The 25,845-nt window shown below is 60.3% G+C and carries 23 protein-coding genes and 1 pseudogene; 11 read left to right on the top strand and 13 right to left on the bottom strand.

Going from position 1 to position 25,845, the window contains the following annotated elements:
* Positions 1-113 precede the first annotated feature (113 nt).
* The 4 genes from E3Z29_RS07250 to E3Z29_RS07265 form a co-directional block, all read right to left on the bottom strand.
* Entirely contained in the window at positions 114-884 is a 771-nt protein-coding gene (locus E3Z29_RS07250; RefSeq protein WP_134785461.1) for an SDR family NAD(P)-dependent oxidoreductase, read from the bottom strand.
* Positions 885-897: 13 nt separating this feature from the next.
* Complete coding sequence (locus E3Z29_RS07255) at positions 898-2,046, bottom strand: NADH:flavin oxidoreductase (RefSeq protein WP_098967261.1); 1,149 nt, start codon at positions 2,044-2,046, stop codon at positions 898-900.
* Entirely contained in the window at positions 2,043-3,287 is a 1,245-nt protein-coding gene (locus E3Z29_RS07260; protein ID WP_115990443.1) for an AfsA-related hotdog domain-containing protein, read from the bottom strand. Before E3Z29_RS07260 ends, E3Z29_RS07255 begins: the two co-directional genes overlap by 4 nt.
* A gap of 148 nt (positions 3,288-3,435) precedes the next feature.
* A complete protein-coding gene (locus E3Z29_RS07265) occupies positions 3,436-3,990 on the bottom strand; it encodes an acyl-homoserine-lactone synthase (protein WP_027610891.1) in 555 nt (184 codons plus the stop codon).
* A 155-nt stretch (positions 3,991-4,145) separates the two neighbouring features.
* Between E3Z29_RS07265 and E3Z29_RS07270 the strand changes: the two genes are divergently transcribed.
* Complete coding sequence (locus E3Z29_RS07270) at positions 4,146-4,865, top strand: autoinducer binding domain-containing protein (protein WP_027610892.1); 720 nt, start codon at positions 4,146-4,148, stop codon at positions 4,863-4,865.
* Between the two features lie 325 nt (positions 4,866-5,190).
* Positions 5,191-5,691, top strand: coding sequence for a phosphate-starvation-inducible protein PsiE (locus E3Z29_RS07275; protein WP_003221775.1), 501 nt, complete (start codon positions 5,191-5,193; stop codon positions 5,689-5,691).
* On the opposite strand, the gene E3Z29_RS07280 is transcribed toward E3Z29_RS07275, so the two are convergent.
* From E3Z29_RS07280 to E3Z29_RS07290, 3 genes are all read right to left on the bottom strand, one after another.
* Positions 5,688-6,005: a DUF3509 domain-containing protein gene (locus E3Z29_RS07280; RefSeq protein ID WP_007968083.1), complete on the bottom strand. Its 318-nt coding sequence runs from the start codon at positions 6,003-6,005 to the stop codon at positions 5,688-5,690. The genes E3Z29_RS07275 and E3Z29_RS07280 overlap by 4 nt on opposite strands.
* Positions 6,006-6,309: 304 nt before the next feature.
* Positions 6,310-7,611 (bottom strand): HAAAP family serine/threonine permease, encoded by a 1,302-nt coding sequence (locus E3Z29_RS07285; protein ID WP_134785462.1) that lies wholly within the window; start codon positions 7,609-7,611, stop codon positions 6,310-6,312.
* An 86-nt stretch (positions 7,612-7,697) separates the two neighbouring features.
* On the bottom strand, positions 7,698-9,074 hold the full coding sequence (locus tag E3Z29_RS07290) for an L-serine ammonia-lyase (RefSeq protein ID WP_134785463.1): 1,377 nt from the start codon (positions 9,072-9,074) through the stop codon (positions 7,698-7,700).
* Positions 9,075-9,209: 135 nt separating this feature from the next.
* Between E3Z29_RS07290 and E3Z29_RS07295 the strand changes: the two are divergent.
* Positions 9,210-10,159, top strand: a pseudogene (locus E3Z29_RS07295) (LysR substrate-binding domain-containing protein).
* Between the two features lie 200 nt (positions 10,160-10,359).
* Positions 10,360-10,764, top strand: a complete 405-nt coding sequence (locus E3Z29_RS07300) for an HPF/RaiA family ribosome-associated protein (protein ID WP_027610895.1) — start codon at positions 10,360-10,362, stop codon at positions 10,762-10,764.
* Positions 10,765-11,046: 282 nt separating this feature from the next.
* Here the strand turns inward: E3Z29_RS07300 and fecA are convergent, their stop codons facing one another.
* The 3 genes from fecA to E3Z29_RS07315 form a co-directional block, all read right to left on the bottom strand.
* Entirely contained in the window at positions 11,047-13,377 is a 2,331-nt protein-coding gene (gene fecA, locus E3Z29_RS07305; RefSeq protein WP_134785464.1) for a TonB-dependent Fe(3+) dicitrate receptor FecA, read from the bottom strand.
* A gap of 207 nt (positions 13,378-13,584) precedes the next feature.
* Positions 13,585-14,517: a DUF4880 domain-containing protein gene (locus E3Z29_RS07310; protein WP_134785465.1), complete on the bottom strand. Its 933-nt coding sequence runs from the start codon at positions 14,515-14,517 to the stop codon at positions 13,585-13,587.
* Positions 14,514-15,002, bottom strand: a complete 489-nt coding sequence (locus E3Z29_RS07315; protein WP_134785466.1) for a sigma-70 family RNA polymerase sigma factor — start codon at positions 15,000-15,002, stop codon at positions 14,514-14,516. The genes E3Z29_RS07310 and E3Z29_RS07315 overlap by 4 nt, the downstream gene beginning before the upstream one ends.
* A 178-nt stretch (positions 15,003-15,180) precedes the next feature.
* On the opposite strand from E3Z29_RS07315, the gene E3Z29_RS07320 reads away from it, so the two are divergent.
* The 6 genes from E3Z29_RS07320 (at position 15,181) to E3Z29_RS07345 (ending at position 21,590) form a co-directional block, all read left to right on the top strand.
* Positions 15,181-15,486: a DUF3649 domain-containing protein gene (locus E3Z29_RS07320; RefSeq protein WP_007967542.1), complete on the top strand. Its 306-nt coding sequence runs from the start codon at positions 15,181-15,183 to the stop codon at positions 15,484-15,486.
* The gene (locus E3Z29_RS07325; protein WP_134785467.1) at positions 15,483-17,066 is read left to right on the top strand and encodes a PepSY domain-containing protein; all 1,584 of its coding nucleotides are present in this window, start codon (positions 15,483-15,485) and stop codon (positions 17,064-17,066) included. Before E3Z29_RS07320 ends, E3Z29_RS07325 begins: the two co-directional genes overlap by 4 nt.
* The gene (locus E3Z29_RS07330) at positions 17,066-17,392 is read left to right on the top strand and encodes a DUF3325 domain-containing protein (RefSeq protein WP_134785468.1); all 327 of its coding nucleotides are present in this window, start codon (positions 17,066-17,068) and stop codon (positions 17,390-17,392) included. Before E3Z29_RS07325 ends, E3Z29_RS07330 begins: the two co-directional genes overlap by 1 nt.
* A gap of 1 nt (position 17,393) precedes the next feature.
* Positions 17,394-17,960 (top strand): RNA polymerase sigma factor, encoded by a 567-nt coding sequence (locus tag E3Z29_RS07335; protein ID WP_003221797.1) that lies wholly within the window; start codon positions 17,394-17,396, stop codon positions 17,958-17,960.
* Positions 17,957-18,946 (top strand): FecR family protein, encoded by a 990-nt coding sequence (locus tag E3Z29_RS07340; RefSeq protein WP_134785469.1) that lies wholly within the window; start codon positions 17,957-17,959, stop codon positions 18,944-18,946. Before E3Z29_RS07335 ends, E3Z29_RS07340 begins: the two co-directional genes overlap by 4 nt.
* A 214-nt stretch (positions 18,947-19,160) precedes the next feature.
* Complete coding sequence (locus tag E3Z29_RS07345; RefSeq protein ID WP_115988177.1) at positions 19,161-21,590, top strand: TonB-dependent receptor; 2,430 nt, start codon at positions 19,161-19,163, stop codon at positions 21,588-21,590.
* A 143-nt stretch (positions 21,591-21,733) separates the two neighbouring features.
* Here E3Z29_RS07345 and E3Z29_RS07350 read toward each other — a convergent pair whose 3' ends face one another.
* The gene (locus E3Z29_RS07350; protein ID WP_027610904.1) at positions 21,734-22,609 is read right to left on the bottom strand and encodes a helix-turn-helix domain-containing protein; all 876 of its coding nucleotides are present in this window, start codon (positions 22,607-22,609) and stop codon (positions 21,734-21,736) included.
* A gap of 254 nt (positions 22,610-22,863) precedes the next feature.
* On the opposite strand from E3Z29_RS07350, the gene E3Z29_RS07355 reads away from it, so the two are divergent.
* A complete protein-coding gene (locus tag E3Z29_RS07355) occupies positions 22,864-23,766 on the top strand; it encodes a DMT family transporter (RefSeq protein WP_134785470.1) in 903 nt (300 codons plus the stop codon).
* 19 nt (positions 23,767-23,785) lie between these two features.
* Here the strand turns inward: E3Z29_RS07355 and E3Z29_RS07360 are convergent, their stop codons facing one another.
* Both E3Z29_RS07360 and E3Z29_RS07365 read right to left on the bottom strand, forming a co-directional pair.
* Entirely contained in the window at positions 23,786-24,295 is a 510-nt protein-coding gene (locus E3Z29_RS07360; protein WP_134785471.1) for a DUF2165 family protein, read from the bottom strand.
* Between the two features lie 148 nt (positions 24,296-24,443).
* Positions 24,444-25,418, bottom strand: a complete 975-nt coding sequence (locus E3Z29_RS07365) for a D-glycerate dehydrogenase (protein ID WP_134785472.1) — start codon at positions 25,416-25,418, stop codon at positions 24,444-24,446.
* Positions 25,419-25,845: the final 427 nt, after the last annotated feature.

Raw genomic sequence — 25,845 nt, forward strand, 5'->3', positions numbered from 1 at the left:
TCCCTGCGCTTTGGGTAGTGGCTTTTCAATGTAGACCGGATTCGGCATTTTTCCTGATGCACGCGCCTCAAACAAAACGACCCGCACACGGCGGGTCGTTGGTTTTTTTGATTTCAGAACTTGCCGCTGGCGTAACCACCATCGATAGGCATGATCACACCCGTGACGTATGCGGATTGATCGCTGAGCAGCCAGAGCACCGCGTTGGCCACTTCGTCCGCCGTGCCGAAGCGTTTCATCGACGTCACGTTGATTTTGCGCTGGGTGTTTTCCGGTGCGGCTTTCAGGCGTGCCTCGCTGTTCATGCCGCCGAGGATCGGCCCCGGGGCGACCGCATTGACGCGAATGCAGCCGCCGTCTTCCAGCCGCGCATTTTCGATCGACGCCACCTGGGTCATGCCGTTGATCGCCTGCTTGCTGGCGACATAGGCGACCTGGCCGCCAATCGGTACCACACCGGCGCAGGACGAGGTATTGACGATGGCCCCGGTGCCGCGGATGAGCATCAGTTGCAGTTCATGGCGCATGCAGTGGTAGGTGCCGTTGACGTTGATGTTCATCACCTTCATCCAGTCCTCCGGGCACGATTGCGCGAGCGCTCCGTATTTGGCGGTCACGCCGGCATTGTTGAACGCGCAATCGAGGCGGCCGTAGGCCGAACGAATGGTCGCGAACGCCTGCTCGACCTGCGCCGGATCACCGACATCGCAGGCGATAAAGCGGCAGTGTTCACCCAGCCGATCGGCCAGCGCCGCGCCTTTTTCCTCGTCCCGGCCGAACACGATCACATCGGCGCCGGCCTTGATCAGGCGTTCGCTGACGGTTTCGCCAATGCCGCTGGTGCCGCCGGTGACCAGGCAGACTTTTCCTAGAAAATCGTACATATGTCGCATCTCCTTATGCCAACGCGGGGCGTAAATATTTCGGGTTTACGCAGCAATACACCCGATCCAGTCGCGGATTGCTTTTGTCACTGAAGCACTGGCTGTCCCATCGGCATTTGTGGATGTCGGCGGAGCGGCCCTGCAGGGTTTTATTGATCAGGTCGTTGTCGGCAAACAGCGCCCGCGACATCCCCACCCAATCGCATACGCCGTCGGCGAGCAACTGCTCGGCCTTGTCCAGACCGTCGATGAAACCGGCGTAACCCACCGGCACTGTCGACACCGACTTGATCGCCCGCACTCCGGCTTGCAGGTAGTGGTCCATGGTCTCCGAATGCACGATCAACTGGCCGAAGGTCGCGCCCATGCACATCGAACATTCCAGCGCGGCAACGCCGGCCTGACAGAGCGCCTGCACGGTTTCCTTGAGGTCCGGATATTGCAGCCCTTCAGCGCCCAGACGGTCGTCGATGCCCAGACGAATAGTGACGATCAGTTGGCCCTGGGTGCGCTCGCGGATGGCCTTGACCACGTCGAGCAACAGGCGCGCACGGTTCTCTTCGCTGCCGCCATATCGGTCAGTGCGCTTGTTGGTGTGCGGCGAGAGAAAACTGCTCAGCAGGTAGCCGTTGGATGCCTGCAACTGCACCAGTCGCGCGCCGTTGGTCCAGGCCAGCCAGGCGGAATGGGCGAACTGCTCGATCACCAGGGCGATGTCGCTTTCGTCCATGATCCGCACGCGGTAATCCGGATCGAGTTTCGACACGCGCGGGCAGGGCACACCACTCGGGGTCAGCACGGCAACGCCGGTGTGGGTGGTGGTGCCCTGACCGCCGTAATGCTGCAGTTGCACACCCACCGGCGTGTTGACCTGCTCGGCCATCGCGAACATCGCCTTGAGCGATTCGCCCTGATGCTCCTCGAACAGGCCGAGCCCGGTGCTCTGCAGACGCGATTGCGGCGAGACCGTGGCGTTGCACAGAAACGCCATGGAGCAACCGCCCTCCATGATGCCCTGATAGAACTCGATCATGGCGGGCGTCACGCACCCGCTGTGATCGGCCAGGTCCACGCCCATCGACGCGAAGAACAGCCGATTGCGCAACTCCAGCCCGCCGGCCAGCCGCAGCGGCTCCAGCACGTGGGGATAGCGCGGCATCATGCTTCCTTCCTTTGTTCGGGCATCGCCGAAGCTTGGTCGAAGGTCATCCACAACGGTTGGCCGAGGACGGGCGCCGGAACCGGGGCGGTTTCTTCGTGGGAGAAGTAAGCGAACTGTTTGAGCACTTCGCGCCACTTGAAGCGCAACGGCGAATCCAGCTCTGCCAGGTGCAGTTTGAGCGTGCCGGCCTTTGTCGCGTCGCTGGCGTGCAGCGATTGCAACGGCAGGCTGATCATCCCTTCGTTTTCCAGGTACAGGTAGACGTGTCCGCGCTCGGAAGCCTCGAGCGGGCTGTCGCATTGCACTTGCAGGCCGGCCATCGACAGCAGCTCAAGGCGGGCGGAGAGGTGACGACCTGAATCCAGGCGCACCAGCACTTCATGGCGTATGCCCTTGAGCGGACGGAACCAGCAGGCGGGGTCGATGTTGATATTGCGCATGCGCTTGAACACCGGCATCTTGATCACTTCACCGTGCAGGCGAATGTCGGCCACCAGCTCGCCCCGCTGGAAGAATCGCGCACGCTTGTCGACCTTGCGTGCCCGTGGCTGGGCCATGCCTTCGTAGTCGCCAACCAGCACATCCACCTGAAACGAAGACTCGGTGTAACGGGGAAAACTCGACAGCAGATCAACGATGGAAATCGACACCTCACCGCGGGCATAACCGCTGTGCTCGTAGAACTGCGCGTACATCGCCTGGCGTGCCGCTTCGATCAGCATCAGGCCGGGCACGTGCTCGTGGTGCTTGCGGTAGAAAAAGTAATTGGCGGTGTCGTTGAACAGGGTGAAATAGAGCAGACCCTGCTGCGGGCAGCCGTCCAGGTTTTTCAGGACATCATGTACCTGCCGGCGCTGATCGAGGCTCAGGCCGTTGCCGCAACCGGGCAGTCGAGCCAGTTTGGCTTCGGTGCTTTCCAGCACCCAGATGCCGCTGAGGATCAGGTGGTCGGTGGCCTTTTCGTAATTCGTCAGCAGTTCCGGCAGACAGTCCGACAGGCCTGCCTGTTCGAGCTCTTCCAGGTCAATGATGGTTGGCAGCGAGCGCAGCACCAGACGTTCGCTGTCCAGCCGATAGGCCTGATTGACGATCTCCAGATCCATTGGATCAAGGTTCGCCCGTTGCACGACGGCGGCCGGCAGCCAGGCCGGCAGCAAGTGGTGAGCGTCGTAAATCAGCACGTCGTCATCGTGGCCCTTGTGGACGATGTCTTTGGCAACTTTCCTGTGCATGTCGATCATGATCATCCCTCTGTGTTGAACGTTGGTTGTAAGGCAGTTGCTATCCATGGCGTGAAATCGACCCACACCGAAAGGTGCTGCTCGACGCGTGTCAGCAGCTTCAGTTGATGTGTTTTCTTGTTTTCTTGTTATCGAGTGTCGGGCAGGGTTACTGCACCGTGATGTAGCAGGCGCCCAGGGTTCGGTTGTCCAGAACCTGCAGCGGCGCCAGCCATTTGTAGTCGATGCCGCCACGTCTGAGCAGGCGTCCGATGGCAACCGGGGACACTGACACCAGATGTGAAACGCCGCAGGTTCGGGCGTACTCCAGCGTGGCCATGAACAGGCCGACGGTGTTTTCGTCGGACATCATCTGTTCGTTTTTGCCGCCCTCGGCATCGAGGTCCAGTGAGGTGAAGCGCGACAGCTCCCAGATGTCATCGCCGCACGGGGCCGGCTTGTCGCCGAGCAACGAAGTGAATACTTCACTCAGCAGATACGGCTGGGTGGTGGGCAGCAGGCGGGCGCATCCCTTGATGTTGCCGTCGTGTTCTTCGGCGACGATGTAGTGAGTGCCGCTGTGATCAAATTGGTCGAACTCGAAATCGTCCGGCGTGGATAATTGCCAGCCGAGGCGTTCGACGAACACCTGATAGCGATATTGAGCCAAGCGTTGACGCTTTAGTGTCGTCAACTCGTCATAACGTCCTGACAAGTAATCCATCACAGATTCCGTTTAGTGATTGGTTGGGTGGCGATTAAAGTGCACACTGCGCTCGCATACTACCTGTCACCCTTGACAGCTAGCGGAAACATTTGGAAATATGCTAGGCATGTTGGCAAGAGGCCGACAGCATTAACTGTGGGAAAGGAATCTCTATGTCATATTGGCAGGCTGAACTGTTGGAAAACGCCATGTCTGCAACGGATGTCGAGTTGTTGTTCGACAGTATCAAGACCGTCGCCAGGCAGTTGGAGTTTGATTATGTGGCTTACGGGTCACGCCGGCTTTTCCCCATCACCAAGCCTTGTCTTTTTCTCGCCAATAATTATTCGCCCGCCTGGCAAGCTGCCTATTCCGCCAATCGTTACCTGGACATCGATCCTTACGTCCAGCGCGCAATGCGCAGCGTGAAACCGGTGCTGTGGGACGCTGAACTCAAGGCTCAGATGCCCGAATTCTGGCAGGATGCGCAGGCTCACGGGCTCTCGGAGGGCTGGGGGCAGACGCTGCTCAACAGCGAAACCCAAGGGCTGGTGACCTTTGCCCGGGGCAGCGGGACGATCACCGCGCAGGAACTCGAAACCAAACAGGCGCAGCTGTCCTGGCTGGCCCAGATTACTCACCTGGGGCTGACGCGCCTGCAGATGCGCGGCGCCGATTCGGTGCTCCCGGTGCCGATAGAACTGTCGCAGAGAGAAAAGGAAATCCTGCAATGGACCGCTGACGGAAAGTCATCGGACGATGTTTCGGTGATCCTCGGCATCAGCAAAAGGACAGTAAACTTCCATATTAACCATTGCCTGAAGAAACTCGGTTGCCAAAACAAGATTGCCGCTGCAGTTAAAGCTTCGCTGATGGGCCTGCTGTGGAAATAATTACCCTGGTCATTTATTGGATAACTAACTGGTGAATAACCGGAGTGTTTGTGCGTGAGTTCACAGATTTTCCCGATTAATAATATTTCATTTATAAGCTAATGCCTTTTCAAGCGTAACGAATTCATCAAGAAACTTCAGTTATAGCGTCACAAACATTCCTGACGACGGTGCCTGTTCAACGGTGCGACCAAACGCCACGGCGCAGGTTTCATGCCGGCTCGCCATGATGCGTGGCCTCGTTTCTGCATGGCGCATAGCGCATACAGAAAACCGTCACGTCCAACCGGCATCATCCGCTCGCATCGGGCTAAGGAACATCATCGTGAAAATCAACTGGGCCGAGAAACTGCGGCAAAACGTGCATCAACTGGCCGAGTCCCTGGGCAACCTGTTCGTCGAGACCTTCCACTACCTGGCGCTGTTCGCCATTGGTGCGGTGACCGCATGGGCGGCGGTGATGGAATTTCTCGGCATGCTCGAAGAAGGTCACATCAAGATCGATGACATTCTGTTGCTGTTCATCTATCTGGAACTGGGGGCGATGGTCGGGATTTACTTCAAGACCAACCACATGCCGGTGCGCTTCCTGATCTACGTGGCGATCACTGCGCTGACCCGCCTGCTGATCTCCAACGTCTCGCACCACAACCCGCCGGACATGGGCATCATCTATCTGTGCGGCGGCATTCTGCTGCTGGCGTTCTCGATCCTGGTGGTGCGTTACGCCTCGTCGCAATTTCCGTCGGTGAAGATCGAAAAACCGCAACGCAAGCTCGGCGCCGGCTCCGGTGAACATCCCGAGATCGAGAAGGGCGAGCTTTAAAGCCCCATCGACGGCCGAGGCTGGCCGTTGCTCTGCTGCGGTGGCGGAGGAAGCCCGTCGCCGCTGGTCATCGCTTCAAGGATCGCCATGGCGCTGTGGCCCTGTTCGATGGCGATGCCGAACTGAATGCTTTGCACCAGCCGCTTGAGCCGTACCGGATCGTTGCGCTGTTCGGCGCTGATCATCCGTTTGGCGACGATTCGGCCGCTGTTGGACAGGGTCAGCATGATGCTGCCGTCCAGCCCCTGAATGCTCAGGTTGATCTGATAGTCCGGCGCGAAGGCATCGGTAATGATCTGAAAAGGGTTGTCCATGATGCGTCACCGCCTGATTGAACGTGCAGTTGTTGACCGGCCGTGATCGGGTTGGTTCGCAATACCTGATCATCGGCGATTCCGTGGCCTGTGTTGTTGCTTTAAGTGGGAGCTGCCGCAGGCTGCGATCTTTTGCTCTGCAGCGTCTTGATGTGCGTCATGCAGATCAAAAGATCGCAGCCTCGTTGCACTCGACAGCTCCTGCACAGGTCATAGCAAGGGCTGTGCCGGGAAAATTGTTGGACAATGGATACGGCATAAAAAAGGCGAGCCCATGGCTCGCCTTTGTCATTTGTGGCCCGTTTCAGGGCAGAACCGAGTAGATGATCGCCGACAGTGCAATCAGGCCGATCAGCACCACGAACACGTTGGACGCCTGTCCCGAGTACTGGCGCAAGGCTGGCACACGGCGGATGGCGTACATCGGCATCAGGAACAGCAGGCAGGCAATCACTGGCCCGCCGAGGGTTTCGATCATGCCGAGGATGCTCGGGTTGAACGTCGCCACGGCCCAGCAGCTGAGGATCATGAACAGCGCGGTCGCACGGTTCAGCCAGCTCGCCGACATCACCTTGCCACGACCGCGCAGGCTCTTGACGATCATGCCCTGAAAGCCTTCGCTGGCGCCGATGTAGTGGCCGAGGAAGGATTTGGTGATCGCCACCAGCGCGATCAGCGGCGCGGCGTAAGCGATGACCGGGGTCTGGAAGTGGTTGGCGAGGTACGACAGGATCGAAATGTTCTGCGCTTTCGCGGCCGCCAGATCCGCCGGCGACAGCGCCAGCACGCAGCTGAAGCAGAAGAACATCACCGTCACCACCATCATCCCGTGGGCCATGGCGAGGATGCCGCTGCTCTTGCGTTCGGCCTCGGCGCCGTAGCGCTGCTTCTGGTCAACCGCGAAGGCGGAGATGATCGGCGAGTGGTTGAACGAGAACACCATCACCGGGATCGCCAGCCACAGGGTCTTGAGGAACGTCGACAGCGGCATCGCTTCCTTGGCGCTGGCGAAGAACGCGCCGTTCCAGTTGGGGATAAGGCTCAGGCCGAGCAACAGCAGCGCGGCGACGAACGGATAGACCAGCACGCTCATGGCTTTGACGATCACGTTCTGCCCGCAACGCACGATGGCCATCAGGCCGAGGATCAGCGCCAGCGACAGAATCGCCCGGGGTGGCGGGGCGATGTGCAATTGGTGTTCGAGAAAACTGCTCAGGGTGTTGGTCAGTGCAACGCTGTACACCAGCAGGATCGGGAAGATCGCGAAGAAGTACAGCAGGGTGATCAGCTTGCCGGCACCGATGCCGAAGTGTTCTTCAACGACTTCGGTGATGTCGCCCGAACGCCCGGACAAGACGAAGCGGGTCAGGCCCCGGTGGGCGAAAAAGGTCATCGGGAACGCCAGCAACGCCAGAATCAGCAACGGCCAGAAACCGCCGACGCCGGCGTTGATCGGCAGAAACAAAGTGCCGGCACCGATGGCGGTGCCATACAGACCGAGCATCCAGGTGGTGTCGGATTTGCTCCAGCCCTTGTGGGCTATTTCGGTGTTACGTGTGCGATCTACAGCGGGATTTTCGGCAGCAGGTGTACGTACATCGGTCATCGTTTTTGCCTCGTTATTATTTTTGCTCGGGCTCACGGTTGGCGGGCCGCAAGTTGCGGACCGCCGGGACGGTCAGGCAATGCGCGTCAGCATTCCACCCAGTTCACAGCCAGGCCGCCCCGTGAAGTCTCTTTGTATTTGTCGTGCATGTCGGCGCCGGTATCGCGCATGGTGCGGATTACCCGGTCGAGGGAAATGAAGTGTTTGCCATCGCCGCGCAGGGCCATTTGCGTGGCGTTGATCGCCTTCACCGCGGCGATGGCGTTGCGTTCGATACACGGCACCTGCACCAGGCCGCCGACCGGGTCGCAGGTCAGGCCGAGGTTGTGTTCCAGGCCGATTTCAGCGGCGTTTTCCAGTTGCTCCGGGGTTGCGCCGAGCACTTCAGCGAGGCCCGCCGCGGCCATGGCGCAGGCCGAACCGACTTCGCCCTGGCAGCCGACTTCGGCGCCGGAGATCGAGGCATTTTTCTTACACAGAATGCCGACGGCGGCGGCGCCCATGAAGAACGCGACGACGTCATCGTCAGACGCGTCCGGATTGAATTTCATGTAGTAGTGCAGCACCGCCGGAATGATCCCGGCCGCGCCGTTGGTCGGCGCGGTGACCATGCGCCCTCCGGCAGCGTTCTCTTCGTTGACGGCGAGGGCGAACAGGTTGACCCACTCCATCGCCGACAGCGTTGAACTGATCACGTTCGGCTTGCCGATTTCCAGCAGGCTGCGGTGCAATTTCGCCGCGCGGCGCGGCACTTTCAGCCCACCGGGCAGGATGCCTTCGTGGCGCAAGCCCTGTTCGACGCACTCGCGCATCACCGACCAGATGTGCAGCAAGCCGTTACGGATCTCAGCGTCGCTGCGCCAGGCCCGTTCGTTGGCCATCATCAGTTCCGACACGCGCAAGTTGTGCTGCCTGCACAGGTTCAGCAGTTCGGCAGCGCTGGAAAAATCGAACGGCAACACCACGTCGCCGGCCGGCGCCACACCGGACTCGGCTTCCGCCGCTTCGATGATGAAACCGCCGCCAATCGAGTAGTACGTCTGCGTGAACAGCTCGGCGCTTTCGCCGAAGGCTGTCAGCGACATGGCGTTGGGGTGGTAGGGCAGGCTTTCGTCCAGCAGCAGGAGATCGCGCTGCCAGTTGAAGGAAATTTCTCTCTGGCCGGCAAGCAGCAACAGGCCGCTTTCGCGCAGTTGCTGGATGCGTGGATCGATGGTCGCCGGATCGATGCTGTCCGGCCATTCGCCCATCAGGCCCATGACCGTCGCGCGGTCGGTGGCGTGGCCGACGCCGGTGGCCGACAGCGAACCGTACAAACGGATTTCCACGCGACGCACATCGTTGAGCAAGCGTTGCTCGATCAGCGCCTGGGCGAAGGTCGCGGCGGCGCGCATCGGGCCGACGGTGTGGGAACTGGACGGACCGATGCCGACTTTGAATAGATCGAAAACACTGATAGCCATGCTAAACCCTTACAAGCAATGGAGTAGAAATCGCCGCCATTTTTTGTAGGACAAGCGCAATGTCGGCGATACTGCCTACCTCGGTCCTACGTGACTAACGAAATTTCCTAAGTAAGCCTTTAGCAGGACTAAACAATGAGTCGTCAATTGCATGCCCAGACCTACGTCTGGCTGCAGGTGTTTTCCTGTGCCGCGCGGCACCTGTCGTTCACCCGTTGTGCGGAAGAGCTGCACATCACTCCGGGGAGCGGTCAGCCAGCAGATTCGCCAACTGGAAGAGCGACTGGGTTTTCGCCTGTTCCACCGACGAGCGCGGGGTGTGGAGTTGAGTGCGGAAGGCCAGCGACTGGCCATCACGGTCAACGAGGCCTATGGCAGCATCGATGCTGAATTGCGTCGGTCTGGATGCCGGGATGATCAGCGGGATTCTGCGGGTGCGTTCGATTCCATCGTTCCTCAGCAAATGGCTGACCCCGCGTTTGCCGCGTTTGCAACAGCGTTATCCGGACATCCAGTTACGGCTGGTGGCAGAGGACAGCAGCGTGCCGTTGCATGAGGGCGATTTTGATCTGGCGATTGACCTGAATGACGGCAGCTATCCGGGGCTGTTATCCACAGCCTTGCTTGACGAACAGATTTTCCCGGTGTGCGCGCCGAGCCTGTTGCGTGGACGTCCGCCGCTGCATGGGCCGGTGGACCTGGTGCATTTCCCGTTGTTGCACGACATCACCGCCTGGCGCGGCAGTTATGAATATGCGGAATGGGAGTTTTATCTGAACGCGATTGGCTTTGAAGGTGCCGACGTACGGCGTGGGCACACGTTCAATCGCAATCACCTGACCATCGAAGCGGCGATCGCCGGTATGGGCGTGGCGATTGCCCGGCGCACGTTGCTCAACGATGAACTGGAGCGCGGGACGTTGATTGTGCCGTTCGGCCTGTCGGTGCCCAACCACAAACGCTACGTGCTGCTGTATGCGCCGGGGGCCTTGAGCCATCCGGGCGTGCGCGCGGTGCATGACTGGCTGGTGGAGGAGGCGGGGATTTTCCGCAGCTTGCACCCGTTGAACGACGGGCAATTGTGAGCAGATTTTGCAGGGTTGCGAAGCGACCCAACTCCCGACCTTACCAGTGACTTGCCCGGTTGTCCGGCTTTTTTTGCGAATGAATATTTATCTTTTTTCAGGGGTTGAAATGTTCGTCGGTCGGGCCGATTGTTGTAACCAGGAGGTCAGGAAATCCAATTCAAGGCCTCTGGCGAGCTAGCTGAAATAAGGGATGAACTATGCAAATCCAAGTCAACAGCGATAACCATATTCAAAGCAGTAAGCGACTGGAGGAGTGGGTACGTACAACTATTGAGAGCACGCTCGAACGTTATGAAGAAGACCTGACCCGTGTCGAAGTCCACCTGAGCGACGAGAACGGCGACAAACCAGGTCCCCATGACTTGCGCTGCCAACTGGAAGCGCGGCCAAAAGGCCATCAACCGATTTCCGTCACCCACAAAGCCGATTCGCTGGAACAGGCGATCGACGGTGCAGCCGAAAAACTGGAACACGCGCTGGAGCACCTGTTTGGCAAACTGCGAGGCAAACCTCGCGCCGCCATCGTGCCATTCAGCAAGGCGAATGATGCACTGCTGGAGGAAGAATTTCTCGAGAACGAACAGGCAGCGATCAACAGTTGATACGCTGATTTTTCAAGCCACCCCATGAGAACGGGCCTGCGCAAGCAGGCCCGTTTTTGTTTGTGGCGTTTTTTGCGCAGGGCATCAGAAAGCGGCCCCTCACCCCAGCCCTCTCCCTCCGGGAGAGGGGGCCGACCGAGGTGTCTGACGTGAAACATCGACCTGAAAGACCGACTCGACTATGGATTCGGCAAAGTAGAATCAGGTCGGCGTACTTCGCAAGCATCCCGCAATCAGTCTCCTCTCCCTTGGGAGAGGGTTAGGGTGAGGGTTTTTTCAATCTCAGAACGCGAGGGTGGTTTGCACGTACACCGTGCGCGGTTCACCCACGTACTTGCCTTTATTGTTGTCATCAAACGAGCGGGTGAAATACTGGGTGTTGAAAATGTTCTTCACCCCCACCGCCACGTTCAGATCCGACAATTGCGGGCCGAAGTCATAACCGGCGCGGCTGCTGAACAGCATGTAACCGGGAATCTTGCCGGTGCTGCCGTCGGCGCTTTCCCTGGAGGTGTTGGCATTGTCGGCGAACTGGTCGCTCTGGAAGCTGCTGTCGACGTTGAGTTTCCACGGGCCCTCGGTATAACCGACGCCAATCGTGCCTTTGTGTTTCGACGAGAACGGCACGCGATTGCCCTTGTTCGGCCCGTCCTCACGGATGGTCGCGTCAACATAGGCATAAGTGGCGTACACATCGAAACCGGCGAGTGCCGGGCTCAAGTCATCCAGCGCGTAGTTGACGCTGGTCTCGATGCCCTGATGGCGGGTCTCGCCTCGGGCGATCACCGAATCGTTGGTCTGGTTGCTTTCGTACTGGTTGTCGAAGTTGATCAGGAACGCACCGATTTCCGCGCGCAGGGTGCCGTTGTCATAACGGGTTCCGAGTTCCCAGGTGCCGGCCTTCTCCGGTTTGACTTCGCCGCTGCTCACACGGTTGGGCATCTGACTGTATTGCACGCTGCCGAACGAACCTTCGGTGTTGGCGTACAGATTCCAGCTGTCGCTCAGGTGATACAGCACGTTCAGCGCCGGCAGCGCGGTGTTGTAGTCGCCCTTGTATTTGACGTCGGTCAGGTTGTTGGTCTGCTGCGACTCGATCATCTCGTAGCGCACGCCCGGAGTGATGGTCCATTTGCCGATGTCGATGCGATCGTCGACGAACAACGCATTGGCTTCGGTTCCACCGCGGGTGTCGCGGTCGTTGCGGCTGTCGGTAGTCGGGTATTGGTTGCTGCTGATCGGCGTGCGATAGCGCAACTCGTGGCCGGCCTCGTTGATGAAGCGGTAACCGACGCCGACTTCATGGCTGGTCGGGCCGAGGTCGAAGCCTTGGGCGAAACGCGTTTCGAAACCGCGTACCCAATATTCGCGCGGTGACAGCGAGAGGAAACTGCCCTGATCCAGATAGCCGCTGCGCAGGGTCTTGGTGAAGAAGGTGTTGGCGGTGAATTCGCGGCGATCTTCCTGATAGCGATAGCCGAAGTTGAACATTGTGCGGCGACCCCAGAACTGGTCTTTCAGGCGCGTCGACTGATACGGATCGGCGTCGTAATCGGCAACGCTGAGGCCGCCGGGCATGTCGGCCTTGCCTTCGTAATACTGGGCCATGGCGTTGAAGCTGTTGGCCTCGTCGAGCTGGTATTTGCCCTTGAGGATCAGGTCGTCGATTTCGCTGTCGCTGTGTTCACGCCAGTCACCGCCACGGGTGCCGGAGTACAGCAGCGCGCCGCCCAGACCATTTTCGTTGGTGCCGCCGGCCAGCAGGTTGGCGTTGGTCTTGAAGCCGTCATGGCTCGACGACGGACTGGTCTCAGTCTGGAAACCACCCTTGACCGTCGGCGCGTCGGGAATGGCGCGGGTCACGAAGTTGACCACGCCACCGACGTTCTGCGGGCCGTATCGCACGGCGCCGCCGCCACGCACCACGTCCACGGCATCCATGTTGCCCATGCTGATCGGCGCAAACGACAACTGCGGTTGGCCGTACGGTGCGAATGGCACGGGAATGCCGTCCATCAGTACGGTCGAGCGCGCGGCCAGGCGCGGATTGAGGCCGCGAATGCCGAAGTTCAGCGCCATGTCATGGCTGCCGGTGCCGTTGTTTTCCGGAGCGTTGACCCCGGGGATGCGGTTGAGCACATCGCGCGCCTGAGTCGCGCCTTGACGTTCGAAGTCTTCGCGGCGGATCACATCGCGGGCGCCGGGGTGTTCGAACACGTTGACCTGCGCCGCTTCACCGAGCCAGTCACCGACGACTTTCGAGGTGTCCAGCTCCAGCGCCGTGTCGCCGACCGGTTGCAGGCTGAAGGCATTGTTGCCTTCGGCGCGGGCTTGCAGGCCGGTGCCTTCGAGCAATGCATCGAGACCTTCTGCGGTGCTGTAGCTGCCTTCGAGGCCACGGCTTTGCACGCCGCTGGTGATCTGCGAACCGAAGGAAATCAGCACGCCGGCTTCACGACCAAACTGGTTGAGGGTGTTTTCCAGCGATGCCGGGGCGATGTGGTAAACCCTGGTTTCGGCGGCCATGGCCGGCAGAGCGCTGAAGCTCAGGCTGGCGCCCAGTATGAGGTTGCGCAGGCGACGGGCCAGTGGCGTGAGGCGGGTGGGGTGCATGAAGGGTGATCCTGAGAAGGTTGAATCAAGGGGGCTTTCCTTCTCTGTCACGCCAGATCTGAAAAACGGCTCACGGTTTACGAATATTTTTTGCATGACTGATTTTGTGGCGAGGGAGCTTGCTGCCGTTGGGGCGCGAAGCGGCCACTGTATTGAGGGCCTGTTGCGCAGGCCAGCGGGAGCAAGCTTCCTCGCCACAGTTTTGTTTTAAACCCGGGCCTCGACGCTGACCCAATAGCGGGTAAACCGCCGCACTTTCACCGGCAGACTGATTTGCAGCAGATCAAGAATCCGCTCGCTGTCGTCCAGTGGATAAGTCCCGGAGATCAGCAGGTCGGCCACTTTCGCATCGCAATGCAACTGGCCACGACGGTAGCGGCCGAGCTCTTCAAGAAAATCGCCCAGGCGCATGTGTGCGGCGATCAGCATGCCGTCGGTCCAGGCGCCGCTGTTGGCGTCCAGTGGCTTGGCTTCGCTGACGGAAGTGGCGCTGAAACTCAGCTGACGAGCGACGGGCAGCCCCATCGGCGCGTGCCCGTGGCGGATCAATTCGACCTGGCCTTCGAATAGCGCCACCTGCGTGCGATCGGCAAATTGCCGGACGTTGAGTCGGGCAGCACTGGTTTTCAACAGCCCTTGCGCCGTGCGCACTTCGAACGCTTGGGCGGTGCTTAGGAGGATCTCGCCTTCCAGCAAACGGATCAGCCGTTGCGTGCTGTCCACGTCCGCTGCGCTCGCGGTGTTGAGCTGCAACTGGCTGCCCGCACCCAGCGTAACTTTGCGGCGCTCCCCCAGCGGGCTGCGGTAATCGGCGAGCAGCGTCGGCAGCGGATTGTGCTCGCGCATGCCCCAGGTGACGGCAGAACCGGCACCCAGAAGCAGCAGCAACTTGAGCGCCTGACGGCGACTGGAAGACTTCTGCCCGTTCAACGCGGCATGGGCCAATGGCGAAGCCACGCCGCGCAAGCGCTGGTTGACCCGCTGCATGTGTTCCCACGCCCGACGATGTTCGCTGTGGGCGTCCAGCCATTGTTGCCAGGCTTGTTGCTGACGCGGGGAGAGCGTGCCTTGCTGCATTTCCATCAGCCAGTGCACGGCCTGTTCGGCCACTTGCGCAGAGAAATCCGGAGCGCGGTTCATAGGGCGAAATAGCAGCGCAGGGCGGCTTTGTGCAGATGGCGTTTGACCGTGGCTACGGAGATGCCCAGTTCGGCGGCGATTTGCGGATAAGTCAGGCCATCGACCTGCGCCAGCAAAAAGGCGCGCTTGACCAGACGTGGCAAGCCATCGAGCAGCTGATCCAGCTCGATCAGGGTTTGCAGGATGATCGCTTTGTCTTCTTCCGATGGCGCAACCATTTCCGGCATCTGCGCCAAGGTGTCGAGGTAGGCGCGTTCCAGGTCCTGGCGGCGGTAGTGATTGAACAGCACACGTTTGGCGAGGGTGGTGAGAAACGCGCGCGGCTCAACAATTACCGATTGTTCACGTGCAGTGAGCACGCGGATGAAGGTGTCCTGAGCCAGATCCGCCGCGCTGTCCGGGCAGCCGAGTCTGCGCCGCAACCAGCCGGTGAGCCAGCTGTGGTGGTCGTGGTAGAGCGATTCGACGGGATGGGCGGACGGCAAGGGTATTACTCCGGGCGCACGTTGGATGCGTTAGAGAACAAGAACTGTTCGCATTGTAGGGGCGGGCGAGGGTGTCCGGCAATCAGATGCTTTTGCGTATGAGAATATTTATCATTAATATTGCTCGCCTGTTGGTTCGGCTTGTCGGCCGGACGTTTTTTCGTTTCAGGGTCGAAACATGAAAGGCAAACTCGCCTCACTTCCCATGTCCTATCGTCTGGCTGTCACTTCGCGGGTGCTGGCGGCGGTGTTCGGCGGCTATCTGGTCGCGGCGCTGGCCAGTGTCGCGTTGACGATGTGGCTGCCGTTGAGCCGCGCCGAAGCGGTGGTGACCGGTATGACCATTTCCTTTCTGGTCTATCTGGTCGCGGTGCTGTGGTGCTTCGCTTGCCGCACGGCGTGGTCGGCGTGGGTCGGTTTGCTGGTGCCCAGCGTGATTCTGGCAACGGTGTCGGGTGCCGCGCGGGGCTTGGGTTACGCATGAAAGAGGGCTTTCGTCAGTCGATGGCCTGGCTGCACACGTGGACGGGGCTGGTGTTCGGCTGGCTGCTGTTTGCGATTTTCCTCACCGGAACGCTGGCCTATTTCAAGGATGAGATCAGCCACTGGATGCAGCCGGAAATTCCCGCACGACCCATCAATGCCGAAGCGAGCCTGACCCTGGCGCAAAGTTACCTGCAGCAACACGCCGCCGGCGCCTCGCGCTGGCTGATCGACTTGCCCGACGCCCGTGACCCGGGCCTAACGGTGCGCTGGCAGCAGGTGCCGAACGCACCGGGCCAGCGCGGCAAGTTCGAATCCAGAACACTCGACGCGCAGACCGGCAGTGAAGTCCAGGCCCGCGAAAGTCTGGGCGGCGAGTTCTTCTATCGCTTCCATTTCCAGCTGCAAATGCCTTATCCATGGGGCCGCTGGCTGGCGACGATGGCGGCAATGGTGATGTTCGTCGGGCTGATCACCGGCATCATCACCCACAAGAAAATCTTCAAGGACTTCTTCACCTTTCGCCCGGGCAAAGGCCAGCGTTCATGGCTCGACGGGCATAACGCGGTCGGCGTGCTGGTATTGCCGTTTCACTTGATGATCACCTACAGCAGCCTGGTGATTTTCATGGCGATGGTCATGCCGGCGAGCATTCTGGCGTCCTATAACGGCGACGTGCGCACCTTTTACGACGAAGTTTTTCCGGCATCGAAGACCCCTGAGCCAGCCAACCGGGCGGCGCCGCTGAGCCCGATGGCTCCACTGCTGGCCAAGGCCAGCGAGCAGTGGGCGGGAGGCAGCACCGCGCGGCTGACAGTGAACAATCCGGGGGACGCGAATGCCTCGGTGGTGCTGTCGCGCCGTGGCGACCGCGTCGTCCACGATTTCGGTCGCGCGGTGACGTTCAACGGCGTCACCGGCGAGCGCCTCGGCAGCACCCCGGAGCAGCCAGTGGCGATGGCAGTCGGCGGCACGTTCTACGGTTTGCACATGGGCCACTTCGCCGGGGCGACGTTGCGCTGGCTGTATTTCATCTGCGGTCTGGCGAGTACCGCGATGATCGGCACCGGGCTGGTGATCTGGCTTGGCAAGCGCCAGCTCAAACACGCCAAGAGCGGCGTGATGCCGTTCGAATTGCGTCTGGTGGAAGTGCTGAACATCGCCAGCATGGCCGGGCTGGTGTTGGCGGTGGCGGTGTTCTTTTTGGCCAATCGCCTGTTGCCGACAGATCTGCTCGGGCGCGCCGATCAGGAAGTGAATGCGTTTTTTATCGCCTGGGCTTTGAGTGTGGTGCATGCGTTGCTGCGCAAAGGGCGCAAGGCCTGGGTCGAACAGCTCGCGCTGGCTGCCGTGCTGTTTATCGCGGCGCCGCTGATCAATCTGACCACACCGTGGAATCTCGGGGTAACGCTGGCGCAAGGTGACTGGACGCTGGCGGGTTTCGATCTGACTTGCCTGGGCGCAGGTCTGTTCCTCGGCTGGGCCGCATGGAAAATGCAGCGTGCCGGCGGCGCCGTCAGCGTGAAAAAAACATCCCGCGAAAAGCCGCGACCGATCGCGCTTGAGCAGGAGGTCAACTGATGTTGCTGGCGTTGTTGCTGTGCTATGCCGCGTTCAGCGCGCTGTGTCTGTCGATGCCTCGGCACCATGATGAACTGCTCGGCAACAAACCCTCGGCGCGACGCGCACGGGGTCTGAAACTCGCCGGTTGGCTGTTGCTCGGGCTGTCGCTTTGGGCGGCAGTCGCTGAACACGGCTGGAGTTTCGGTCTGGTCGACTGGTTCGCGGTGCTCATGCTCAGCGCCTTGGCGTTGGTGCTGTTGCTGCCGTATCGCCCACGTCTGGCCCTCGCACTGGCCGGGTTGAGCCTGCTGGCCAGTCCGGTCGCTGCCTGGGCGCAGGTCTGACATGCTGATCGGTCATCCCCCGGAATCCCGCGACGACGAACCGCACGGCGCGCGTGCGCATTTTCTTCAGGTGTTCCTGTCGCAGCGCTCGCAGATGGAAGCGCTGGTCAACCGGCGCGTCGGCTGCCGGGCCACGGCAGCGGATCTGGTGCAGGACCTGTTTCTGCGTTTCTGGCGACGGCCGCTGGTGCAGGTCGAAGAACTCAGCACCTATCTTTTGCGCTGCGCCGGCAACATCGCCATCGATCACTTGCGCAGCGAAGGCACGCGGGTGCGGGTCAATGAGGGCTGGCAACCGGATGCGCCGGACAGTCACGGCAGCGAACCGCAAGCCGCGCTCGAAGCGGGCAATGATCTGCGCCATGTCGAGGCGGCGTTGCGTGCCTTGCCCGAACGCACCCGGCAGATCTTCCTGCTCAATCGCATCCACGGCCGCAAATACGCAGACATCGCCAAAGCCATGGGCCTGTCCCAAAGCGCCGTGGAAAAACATATGATGCGCGCCCTCGAGGCCTGCAAGGCCAGCCTGCGCGAACCCGCGCCACGTCTGCCAGGGAAAGCACCGTGAAAGTCACCGACCGCGTCACCCCGACGCCTGCTCAGGAGCAGGCCGCGCTCGCCTGGCTGAGCCTGCTGCACGACCGCCCGAGCACCGGCGATCAACTGACCTTCAGCCAATGGCTGCGCGCCGACCCGGCCCACGCCGAGGCCTACGCCCAGGCGCAAGTGCTCTGGGAGTTGAGCGAAAGTCCGGCGCGTACCTTGGCCGATGAAGAGGCGTTGGCGTTGCAGGGCTACCTCAATGCGATGGATCGTCCGCGTCGTTTACTGCTGCTGCGCTGGTCGGGCGCGCTGGCGATGGCCGCGTGTCTGATGCTGATGATCAGCCTTGGCACGGGTTGGCAGCCGCAGCGCTGGATCGATGATCTCGGTGCCGATTACGTCTCGGCGCCGGGTGAAGTCCGCACCGTGACCCTGGCCGATCAATCGCAAGTCACGCTGGATGCCGACAGTGCCATCGCGGTGGATTTCAGTCAGGGCGAGCGGCATGTGCAATTGCGCCGCGGTGCCGGATTTTTCAGTGTCACGCATACGGGGGATCCGTTTGTGGTCGCGGCGGAGAAGGGCGAGGCGCGGGTGCTCGGCACGCAATTCGAAGTGCGTCTGCAGCCCGCAGGTGCGCAGGTCACGGTGCTGTCCGGGCGCGTTGGCGTGACGGCGAATCGCAACGCGCAACAGCAGATTCTGACCGCCGGCCAGCAAGTGGCTTACGGGCAGGGCAGTGCGGAAAAACTGCACGCGGTGGACAGCGAGGCGCAACTGGCTTGGCGTCAGGGCTGGCTGAATTACTACAAGGCGTCACTGGCCGATGTGGTGGAGGATCTGCGGCGCTATTACCCGGGACGGATTGTTGTGCTCAATGATGAACTGGCAGCGCGCAAGGTCAGCGGCAGTTTTCCGAGCAAGGATCCGCAGGCGGTGCTGAGTTCGTTGCGAGGGGTGCTGGGGTTTGAGCAGCATCAGGTGCTGGGGCATCTGATTATTTTGCGCTAGGTCTACTGGCCTCTTCGCGAGCAAGCCCGCTCCCACAGGGGAATGCATTCCAGAATGTGGGAGCGGGCTTGCTCGCGAAGGCGTCAGAACTACCGACACTGCTCTCGAAAAATATTTTCAAATTTGTGGTGAGGTAAACCGCAGCCCCATCCGTGTAGTGACTGAAACTGCGAGTCATTCGCATCCGTTGCGGTTCTACACAGGTCATTGAGCAATGAAGTCCAGGGCAAAATCGGGTTCGGTCAAACAGTGGTTGGGTGTTTCGGCATTGAGTTTTTCGGCGTTGGCGCTGTTGCCGCTGAGTGTGGCGCTGGCCGCTGAAACCGTCAGCAGCCCGACACAGAAACAGTTCAGTTTCTCCCTGAGCGCCAAACCACTGCCCCAGGCTCTGAGCGACTTCAGCCGCGTCACCGGGCAAAGCGTGGTCTACACCGATGAAGCGCCGTACGGCCTCAACGCCCCGGCCGTCAGCGGCCAGATGAGCGCCGAACAGGCGCTGCAACGCCTGCTCAGTGGTTCCGGCATGACCTTTCGCCGTACCGACAGCCACACCCTGGCGCTGGAACCGCAACCCACCGCAGGCGCACTCAATCTTGGCGCGACCACCATCACGTCGATGCGTGACGAGTCGATGAGCTATCAGCCGCCGCAGACCAGTTCGGTGATGCGCTCCTCGGCTTCGCTGCAGGAAATTCCGCAGACCGTCAACGTGATTCCGGCCCAGGTGATCCGTGATCAGGCCCCGCGCAATCTCGACGATGCGTTGGCCAACGTCAGCGGCATCACCCAGGGCAACACCTTGGGCAGCACGCAAGACTCGGTGATGACCCGCGGTTTCGGCGACAACCGCAATGGCTCGATCATGCGCGACGGCATGCCGATCGTGCAGGGCCGTGGCATGAACGCGACGGTCGATCGGGTCGAAGTGCTCAAGGGCCCGGCCTCGTTGCTCTACGGCATTCAGGATCCGGGCGGCGTGGTCAACCTGGTCAGCAAGAAGCCGGAACTGACTCAATACAACGCCCTGACCCTGCGCGGTTCCACCTACGGCGACGGCAAAAATGGCAGCGGTGGCACCTTCGACAGCACTGGTGCGCTGGGTGAATCAGGGCTGGCCTATCGGCTGGTGCTGGACCATGAAGACGAAGATTACTGGCGCAACTACGGCACTCACCGCGAGACGCTGATCGCGCCGTCGCTGGCCTGGTTCGGCGAGCGTACCCAGCTGTCGTTCGGCTATGAACACCGCGAGTTTCTCACCCCGTTCGACCGGGGCACGGTAATCGATCCGCGCACCAACCATCCGCTGGACATCTCGCGCAACGAGCGTCTGGACGAGCCGTTCAACGACATGGAAGGCCGTTCCGACCTGTACCACTTCGAAGCCGACCACGAACTCAACGACGACTGGAAAGCCCATTTTGGCTACAGCTGGAACCGCGAAACCTACGACGCCAGCCAGGTCCGCGTGACCGCCATCGACACCAAAAAAGGCACGCTGACCCGCAGCATGGACGGCACGCAAGGCGCGATCAGCACTGACCGTTTCACCACCGCCAGCCTCGAAGGCAAAGTCAACCTGCTGGGCATGCAACATGATCTGGTGTTCGGCGTTGACGATGAGTACCGCAAGATCTACCGCGCTGACCTGATCCGCCAGAAAAGCCTGAGCACCTTCAGCTATGTCAATCCGGTGTATGGCCGTGAAGTCGAAGGCACCACGGTCAGCCCGGCGGACAGCGCGCAGACCGATCTGCTGCGCAGCGATTCGGTGTTTCTGCAGGACTCGATACACCTCAACGACCAGTGGATTCTGGTCGCCGGCGGACGCTTCCAGGAGTACGACCAGTACGCCGGCAAAGGCGTGCCGTTCAAGGCCAACACCGACAGCAACGGGCAGAAATTCGTACCGCGCGCCGGTCTGGTGTATCGCTACACCGACGAATTATCGTTCTACGGCAGCTACACCGAATCGTTCAAACCCAACTCGACCATCGCCCCGCTCAGCGGCAGCAGCACCGTGCTCGACGGCAGCATTGCGCCGGAAGAGGCCAAGTCGTGGGAACTGGGTGCGCGTCTGGATATGCCGGGGCGCATCACCGGCAATATCGCGCTGTTCGACATCAAGAAGCGCAACGTGCTGGTCTCCAATTCTGAAGGCCCGACCACCATTTACAGCGCGGCTGGCGAAGTGCGTTCCCGGGGTCTGGAACTGGACCTGACCGGGCAGTTGACCGATCGCTGGAGCCTGATCGGCGCCTATGCCTACACCGATGCCGAGGTCACCGAAGACCCGGACTACAAAGGCAATCGCTTGCAAAACGTGGCGAAGAACAGCGGTTCATTGTCGGCGGTGTATGACTTCGGCAGCGTGATGGGTGGCGACCAACTGCGGGTCGGTGCCGGGGCGCGGTATGTCGGCGAACGCGCGGGCAATGCGGTGAATGATTTCGACCTGCCGAGCTACACCGTGGCCGATGCGTTTGCCACTTACGACACCAGACTCGAAGGGCAGAAGGTCAAGTTCCAGCTCAACGTGAAGAACCTGTTCGACCGCACCTACTACACCTCCGCGGCGAGCCGGTTCTTTGTGTCGATGGGCGATTCGCGGCAGATTTCGTTGTCGAGCACTTTGGAGTTCTGATCCAGGACCGCGTCATCGTTCTTCGCGAGCAAGCCCGCTCCCACAGGTTCCCCGGTCGGACATAAACGTCTTGAACGGCCGCAGACCTTGTGGGAGCGGGCTTGCTCGCGAAGAGGCCCGAACAGGCAATAAAAATCCCGCCTCTAACGCAAAAATGCCTGCCGATATTCCCCAGGCGTCCCACCCAACACCTGCCGAAACCGGTTGGTGAAATGACTGGCACTGGCAAACCCGCACGCCAATGCAATCTCCCCCAGCGGCAACGCCGTGCCACGCAACAATTCCCGCGCCCGGTTCAAGCGCCGCGCCAGCACGTACTGATGCGGCGGCAGGCCGAAGCTCACGCGAAACATCCGCGCAAAGTGGTATTCCGACAGCGCACACAATCCGGCCAGTTGCCCGAGGCTGATCGGCTCGGCCAACTGATTGTCGATGAACTCGACCAGTTGCCGCCGCTGATGGGGCGCCAGTCCGCCCTTGAGGCGCACACCCTGCCGGGCGCCGACCTGGCTGAGCAGGGTATGGCTGATCAATTCATGCGCAATGCTGCTGGTCAGCAGGCGTTCGGCCGGTTCGTCCCAATTCAGTGTCAGTAGCTGACGAAAGCGTCGGGCCTGCTGCGGATCTTCCAGAAAGGTCTGCTCGCGCAACTGCATCTCTCGCGGCTCGCGATCCAGCAGCGTGACGCAACCCAAGGCAAATTGTTCGGCGCTGAAATACAGATGAGCGAGACGCAGATCGCCGTTGATCACCCAGCCCGATTGGTGATCGGCGGGCAGGATGCACAACTTGTCCGGTCCGCCCTTGCGCCCCGGTTGGCCACGGCGAAAGGTGCCCGTGCCCCCGGCGATGTAGCAGGAAAGCGTGTGGTGGCTCGGCGTTTCGTATTCCTGGGCATCGTGGTGGTTGGTCCACAGGGCCGCAGACAAGCCGTCACCGAGATCGGCGCTGTGCAACAGGCGTGCATTCGGCGAGCGGTTGAGGGCTTGGAAGACTTGCAGGGTATCGATAGCGGCCATATTCGGTTCTCTCCAACGCCTTGCATCCTACTCCGTAGCTTTCGCGCTGCCAGCCTGTCGAGCGACAAAAGCGCAAGAATCTGCAAGCGCCCCGATCGTTGCTGTCGCACCCTGAACCTCCATACAACACAACCCTGTGGCGAGGGCGCTTGCTCCCGCCGGGCTGCGCAGCGGACCCATCAGTGAGTGCTGCGCACTCAAGCGCGAGCAAGCTCGCTTGCCACAGAGTGCCCGGTGTTCTCAGGAGTTTCGTCATGAACCTTTCGCTGTATCTGCTGACCGTGCTGATCTGGGGCACCACCTGGATTGCCCTGAAATGGCAACTGGGCGTGGTGGCGATTCCGGTGTCGATCGTTTATCGCTTCGGTCTCGCCGCGCTGGTGCTGTTCGTGCTGTTGCTGCTCAGTCGGCGGCTGCAACCGATGAATCGGCGTGGCCATTTGATCTGTGTGGCGCAGGGGTTGTGCCTGTTCTGCGTCAACTTCATGTGCTTTCTGACCGCCAGCCAGTGGATTCCCAGCGGGCTGGTGGCGGTGGTGTTTTCCACGGCCACTTTGTGGAATGCGCTCAATGCACGCGTATTCTTCGGTCAGCGCATCGCGCGCAATGTTTTGATGGGCGGGGCGCTCGGCCTGTTTGGTCTGGGAATGCTGTTCTGGCCGGAACTGGCCGGCCATCACGCCAGCCCCGAAACGTTGCTTGGTCTTGGCCTGGCGCTGTGTGGCACCTTGTGTTTTTCGGCGGGCAATATGTTGTCGAGTCTGCAGCAGAAGGCAGGCTTGAAACCCTTGACCACCAATGCCTGGGGCATGGCCTACGGGGCGGCGATGTTGTCGGTGTGGTGTCTGGTCAATGGCATTGCGTTCGACATGGAGTGGTCGCCACGTTACGTCGGGGCGTTACTGTATCTGGTGATCCCCGGTTCGGTGATCGGCTTCACCGCGTACCTGACGTTGGTCGGACGTATGGGGCCGGAGCGTGCGGCGTATTGCACCGTGCTGTTCCCGGTGGTGGCACTGAACGTGTCAGCGTTTGTTGAAGGTTATCAGTGGACGGCACCGGCGTTGTTCGGGCTGGTGTTGGTGATGCTGGGTAATGTCTTGGTGTTTCGTAAGCCGAAAACGCTGGTGGCGCCGGTGCAGGGGAAGTTGGTATGAAACAAACGATCACTGAACATCAGCGCTCGACTTTCAAGGTGATGTAAATCATCACCGGGAATATGAAGTCAATGATATGCCGGGCCCAGTCCTTGGCATTCCATGATTGTGAGGTGTCCATGTCAAACCATTCCACCCCCACGGTTTGCAGGCACACGTAATAAATGAAAATTGCCGCCAGTATGCCCATGATCGAGAACTTTTTTGCCTCATGGAATACCTCTGCAGGCGCATTGATGTGCCGATAGAGTTGATAGGTGCCTATCAGGCATAACGTCGTATACGTCACTTCCATCGTGATGATGAACCAGTAGATCCGGTGATGAATCATCGGTGAATCGATGGCTCGGTATTTTATGGAGTCATTGGCGATAGTAGTGTCCATGCTCAGGATATGAGCCACGTACGTGTAGTTCGAGTCATAGTCGGTAAAGTTGTGAATCATCACCAATACACCAAAGAAGCTGATGTAAGCCATCAATATAACTTTGCTGTAGCGAATAACTTTATCGGTTGTCAGGTTGTTCACGGGATTAGCTCTCCATAGCAGTGGTCGATCATTCGATTGCCAGGCAGAGCTTATAATGCTGTTGTTAAATTGGCTTTGTTGTTCAATTTCAAGTTGTGTAGGGCGGCAACTAACGGGCAAGTGCGGTTCTGCACTTGCCCGTCATTTTTTATCCGCGCCAGACTTGCGGATTGACCAGGTCCTGCGGGCGTTCGCCGAGCAGCGCGCTGCGCAGATTGGCCAGTGCACGATCGGCCATGGCTTCGCGCGTTTCATTCGTGGCGGAGCCGATGTGCGGCAATGTCACAGCATTTTTCAACTGGAACAGCGGCGACTCGGCCAGCGGTTCTTTCTCGTAGACGTCCAGTCCGGCGCCACGGATGCGATTGTTTTGCAGGGCTTCGATCAGCGCCGGCTCGTCGACCACCGGGCCACGGGAGATGTTGACCAGAATCGCCCCCGGCTTCATCAACGCCAATTCGCGATGGCTGATCAGGTGGCGGGTTTTGTCGCTGAGCGGCACCACCAGGCAGACGAAGTCGGCTTCGGCCAGCAGTTGGTCAAGGCTGCGGAACTGCGCGCCGAGTTGCTGTTCCAGTTCGGTCTTGCGGCTGTTGCCGCTGTAGATAATCGGCATGTTGAAGCCGAAATGGCCACGGCGGGCGACGGCGGCGCCGATATTGCCCATGCCGACGATGCCCAGGGTTTTGCCGTGGACGTCACAGCCGAACAACGGTGCGCCGACGCTGGCCTGCCATTGGCCGGCCTTGGTCCAGGCGTCGAGTTCGGCGACGCGGCGGGCGCTGCTCATGATCAGGGCGAAGGCGAGGTCGGCGGTGCTTTCGGTGAGTACGTCGGGGGTGTTGGTGAGCATGATCCCGCGTTCATTGAAGTAGTCGAGGTCGTAGTTGTCGTAGCCGACGGAGACGCTGGAGACTACTTCGAGTTTTGTGGCGGTTTCGAGTTGGGCTTTGCCGAGTTTGCGGCCGACGCCGATCAGGCCGTGGGCGTGGGGGAGGGCTTCGTTGAATTGGGCGTTGATGTCGCCGTTCTTCGGGTTGGGGACGATGACGTCGAACTCTTGCTGCAGGCGTTCGATCATGGGTGGGGTGATGCGGCTGAAGGCCAGGACTGTTTTTTTCATCGCTATGGGCTCGGCTTCTGGGCTTTATTGCCAAGCAAGCTAACATTTCTGTTTTGGGTTGTCTTGGCGGCCTCTGGGCCGACCATGCTTTGGGTTGATGGGGGACATATCCGTTGCTTCGGGTGCTGCTGCTGGCGGTTTCGCTCTTACAGCGACTCCCTTTGGCAAACGCCCCAAAGGAAGCAAAGGTCTTGGCCCCTGCGTTCGGCCCTCGCTTAGGCTCGGGTTCCTTCGTTGCGGGGTTCATCCGGGGGCATCGCCTCCGGTTTGCTTCGCTGCACCTCCTCTCGATGTATGCGGCTTCGCCGCATGGCGCTGCGCGCCTCCCCCCGGATAAACCCCTCCACTCAGCCTGCCGATGGGGCCGGCACGGCAAGATCAAGAGCTTTCGGCGAGCTGACACTCGGCCATTTGAGTGGTGAAGAGC

It is taken from the genome of Pseudomonas sp. S150, from assembly GCF_004526365.1.
GTDB classification, from domain to species: domain Bacteria; phylum Pseudomonadota; class Gammaproteobacteria; order Pseudomonadales; family Pseudomonadaceae; genus Aquipseudomonas; species Aquipseudomonas putida_A.

Bases quoted from the DNA above. Each gene is read 5' to 3' on its own strand.
- E3Z29_RS07250 (WP_134785461.1), bottom strand. From the start codon at position 884: ATGTACGATTTTCTAGGAAAAGTCTGCCTGGTCACCGGCGGCACCAGC.
- E3Z29_RS07255 (WP_098967261.1), bottom strand. From the start codon at position 2,046: ATGATGCCGCGCTATCCCCACGTGCTGGAGCCGCTGCGGCTGGCCGGC.
- E3Z29_RS07260 (WP_115990443.1), bottom strand. From the start codon at position 3,287: ATGATCGACATGCACAGGAAAGTTGCCAAAGACATCGTCCACAAGGGC.
- E3Z29_RS07265 (WP_027610891.1), bottom strand. From the start codon at position 3,990: ATGGATTACTTGTCAGGACGTTATGACGAGTTGACGACACTAAAGCGT.
- E3Z29_RS07270 (WP_027610892.1), top strand. From the start codon at position 4,146: ATGTCATATTGGCAGGCTGAACTGTTGGAAAACGCCATGTCTGCAACG.
- E3Z29_RS07280 (WP_007968083.1), bottom strand. From the start codon at position 6,005: ATGGACAACCCTTTTCAGATCATTACCGATGCCTTCGCGCCGGACTAT.
- E3Z29_RS07285 (WP_134785462.1), bottom strand. From the start codon at position 7,611: ATGACCGATGTACGTACACCTGCTGCCGAAAATCCCGCTGTAGATCGC.
- E3Z29_RS07290 (WP_134785463.1), bottom strand. From the start codon at position 9,074: ATGGCTATCAGTGTTTTCGATCTATTCAAAGTCGGCATCGGTCCGTCC.
- E3Z29_RS07300 (WP_027610895.1), top strand. From the start codon at position 10,360: ATGCAAATCCAAGTCAACAGCGATAACCATATTCAAAGCAGTAAGCGA.
- fecA (WP_134785464.1), bottom strand. From the start codon at position 13,377: ATGCACCCCACCCGCCTCACGCCACTGGCCCGTCGCCTGCGCAACCTC.
- E3Z29_RS07310 (WP_134785465.1), bottom strand. From the start codon at position 14,517: ATGAACCGCGCTCCGGATTTCTCTGCGCAAGTGGCCGAACAGGCCGTG.
- E3Z29_RS07320 (WP_007967542.1), top strand. From the start codon at position 15,181: ATGAAAGGCAAACTCGCCTCACTTCCCATGTCCTATCGTCTGGCTGTC.
- E3Z29_RS07325 (WP_134785467.1), top strand. From the start codon at position 15,483: ATGAAAGAGGGCTTTCGTCAGTCGATGGCCTGGCTGCACACGTGGACG.
- E3Z29_RS07330 (WP_134785468.1), top strand. From the start codon at position 17,066: ATGTTGCTGGCGTTGTTGCTGTGCTATGCCGCGTTCAGCGCGCTGTGT.
- E3Z29_RS07335 (WP_003221797.1), top strand. From the start codon at position 17,394: ATGCTGATCGGTCATCCCCCGGAATCCCGCGACGACGAACCGCACGGC.
- E3Z29_RS07345 (WP_115988177.1), top strand. From the start codon at position 19,161: ATGAAGTCCAGGGCAAAATCGGGTTCGGTCAAACAGTGGTTGGGTGTT.
- E3Z29_RS07350 (WP_027610904.1), bottom strand. From the start codon at position 22,609: ATGGCCGCTATCGATACCCTGCAAGTCTTCCAAGCCCTCAACCGCTCG.
- E3Z29_RS07355 (WP_134785470.1), top strand. From the start codon at position 22,864: ATGAACCTTTCGCTGTATCTGCTGACCGTGCTGATCTGGGGCACCACC.
- E3Z29_RS07365 (WP_134785472.1), bottom strand. From the start codon at position 25,418: ATGAAAAAAACAGTCCTGGCCTTCAGCCGCATCACCCCACCCATGATC.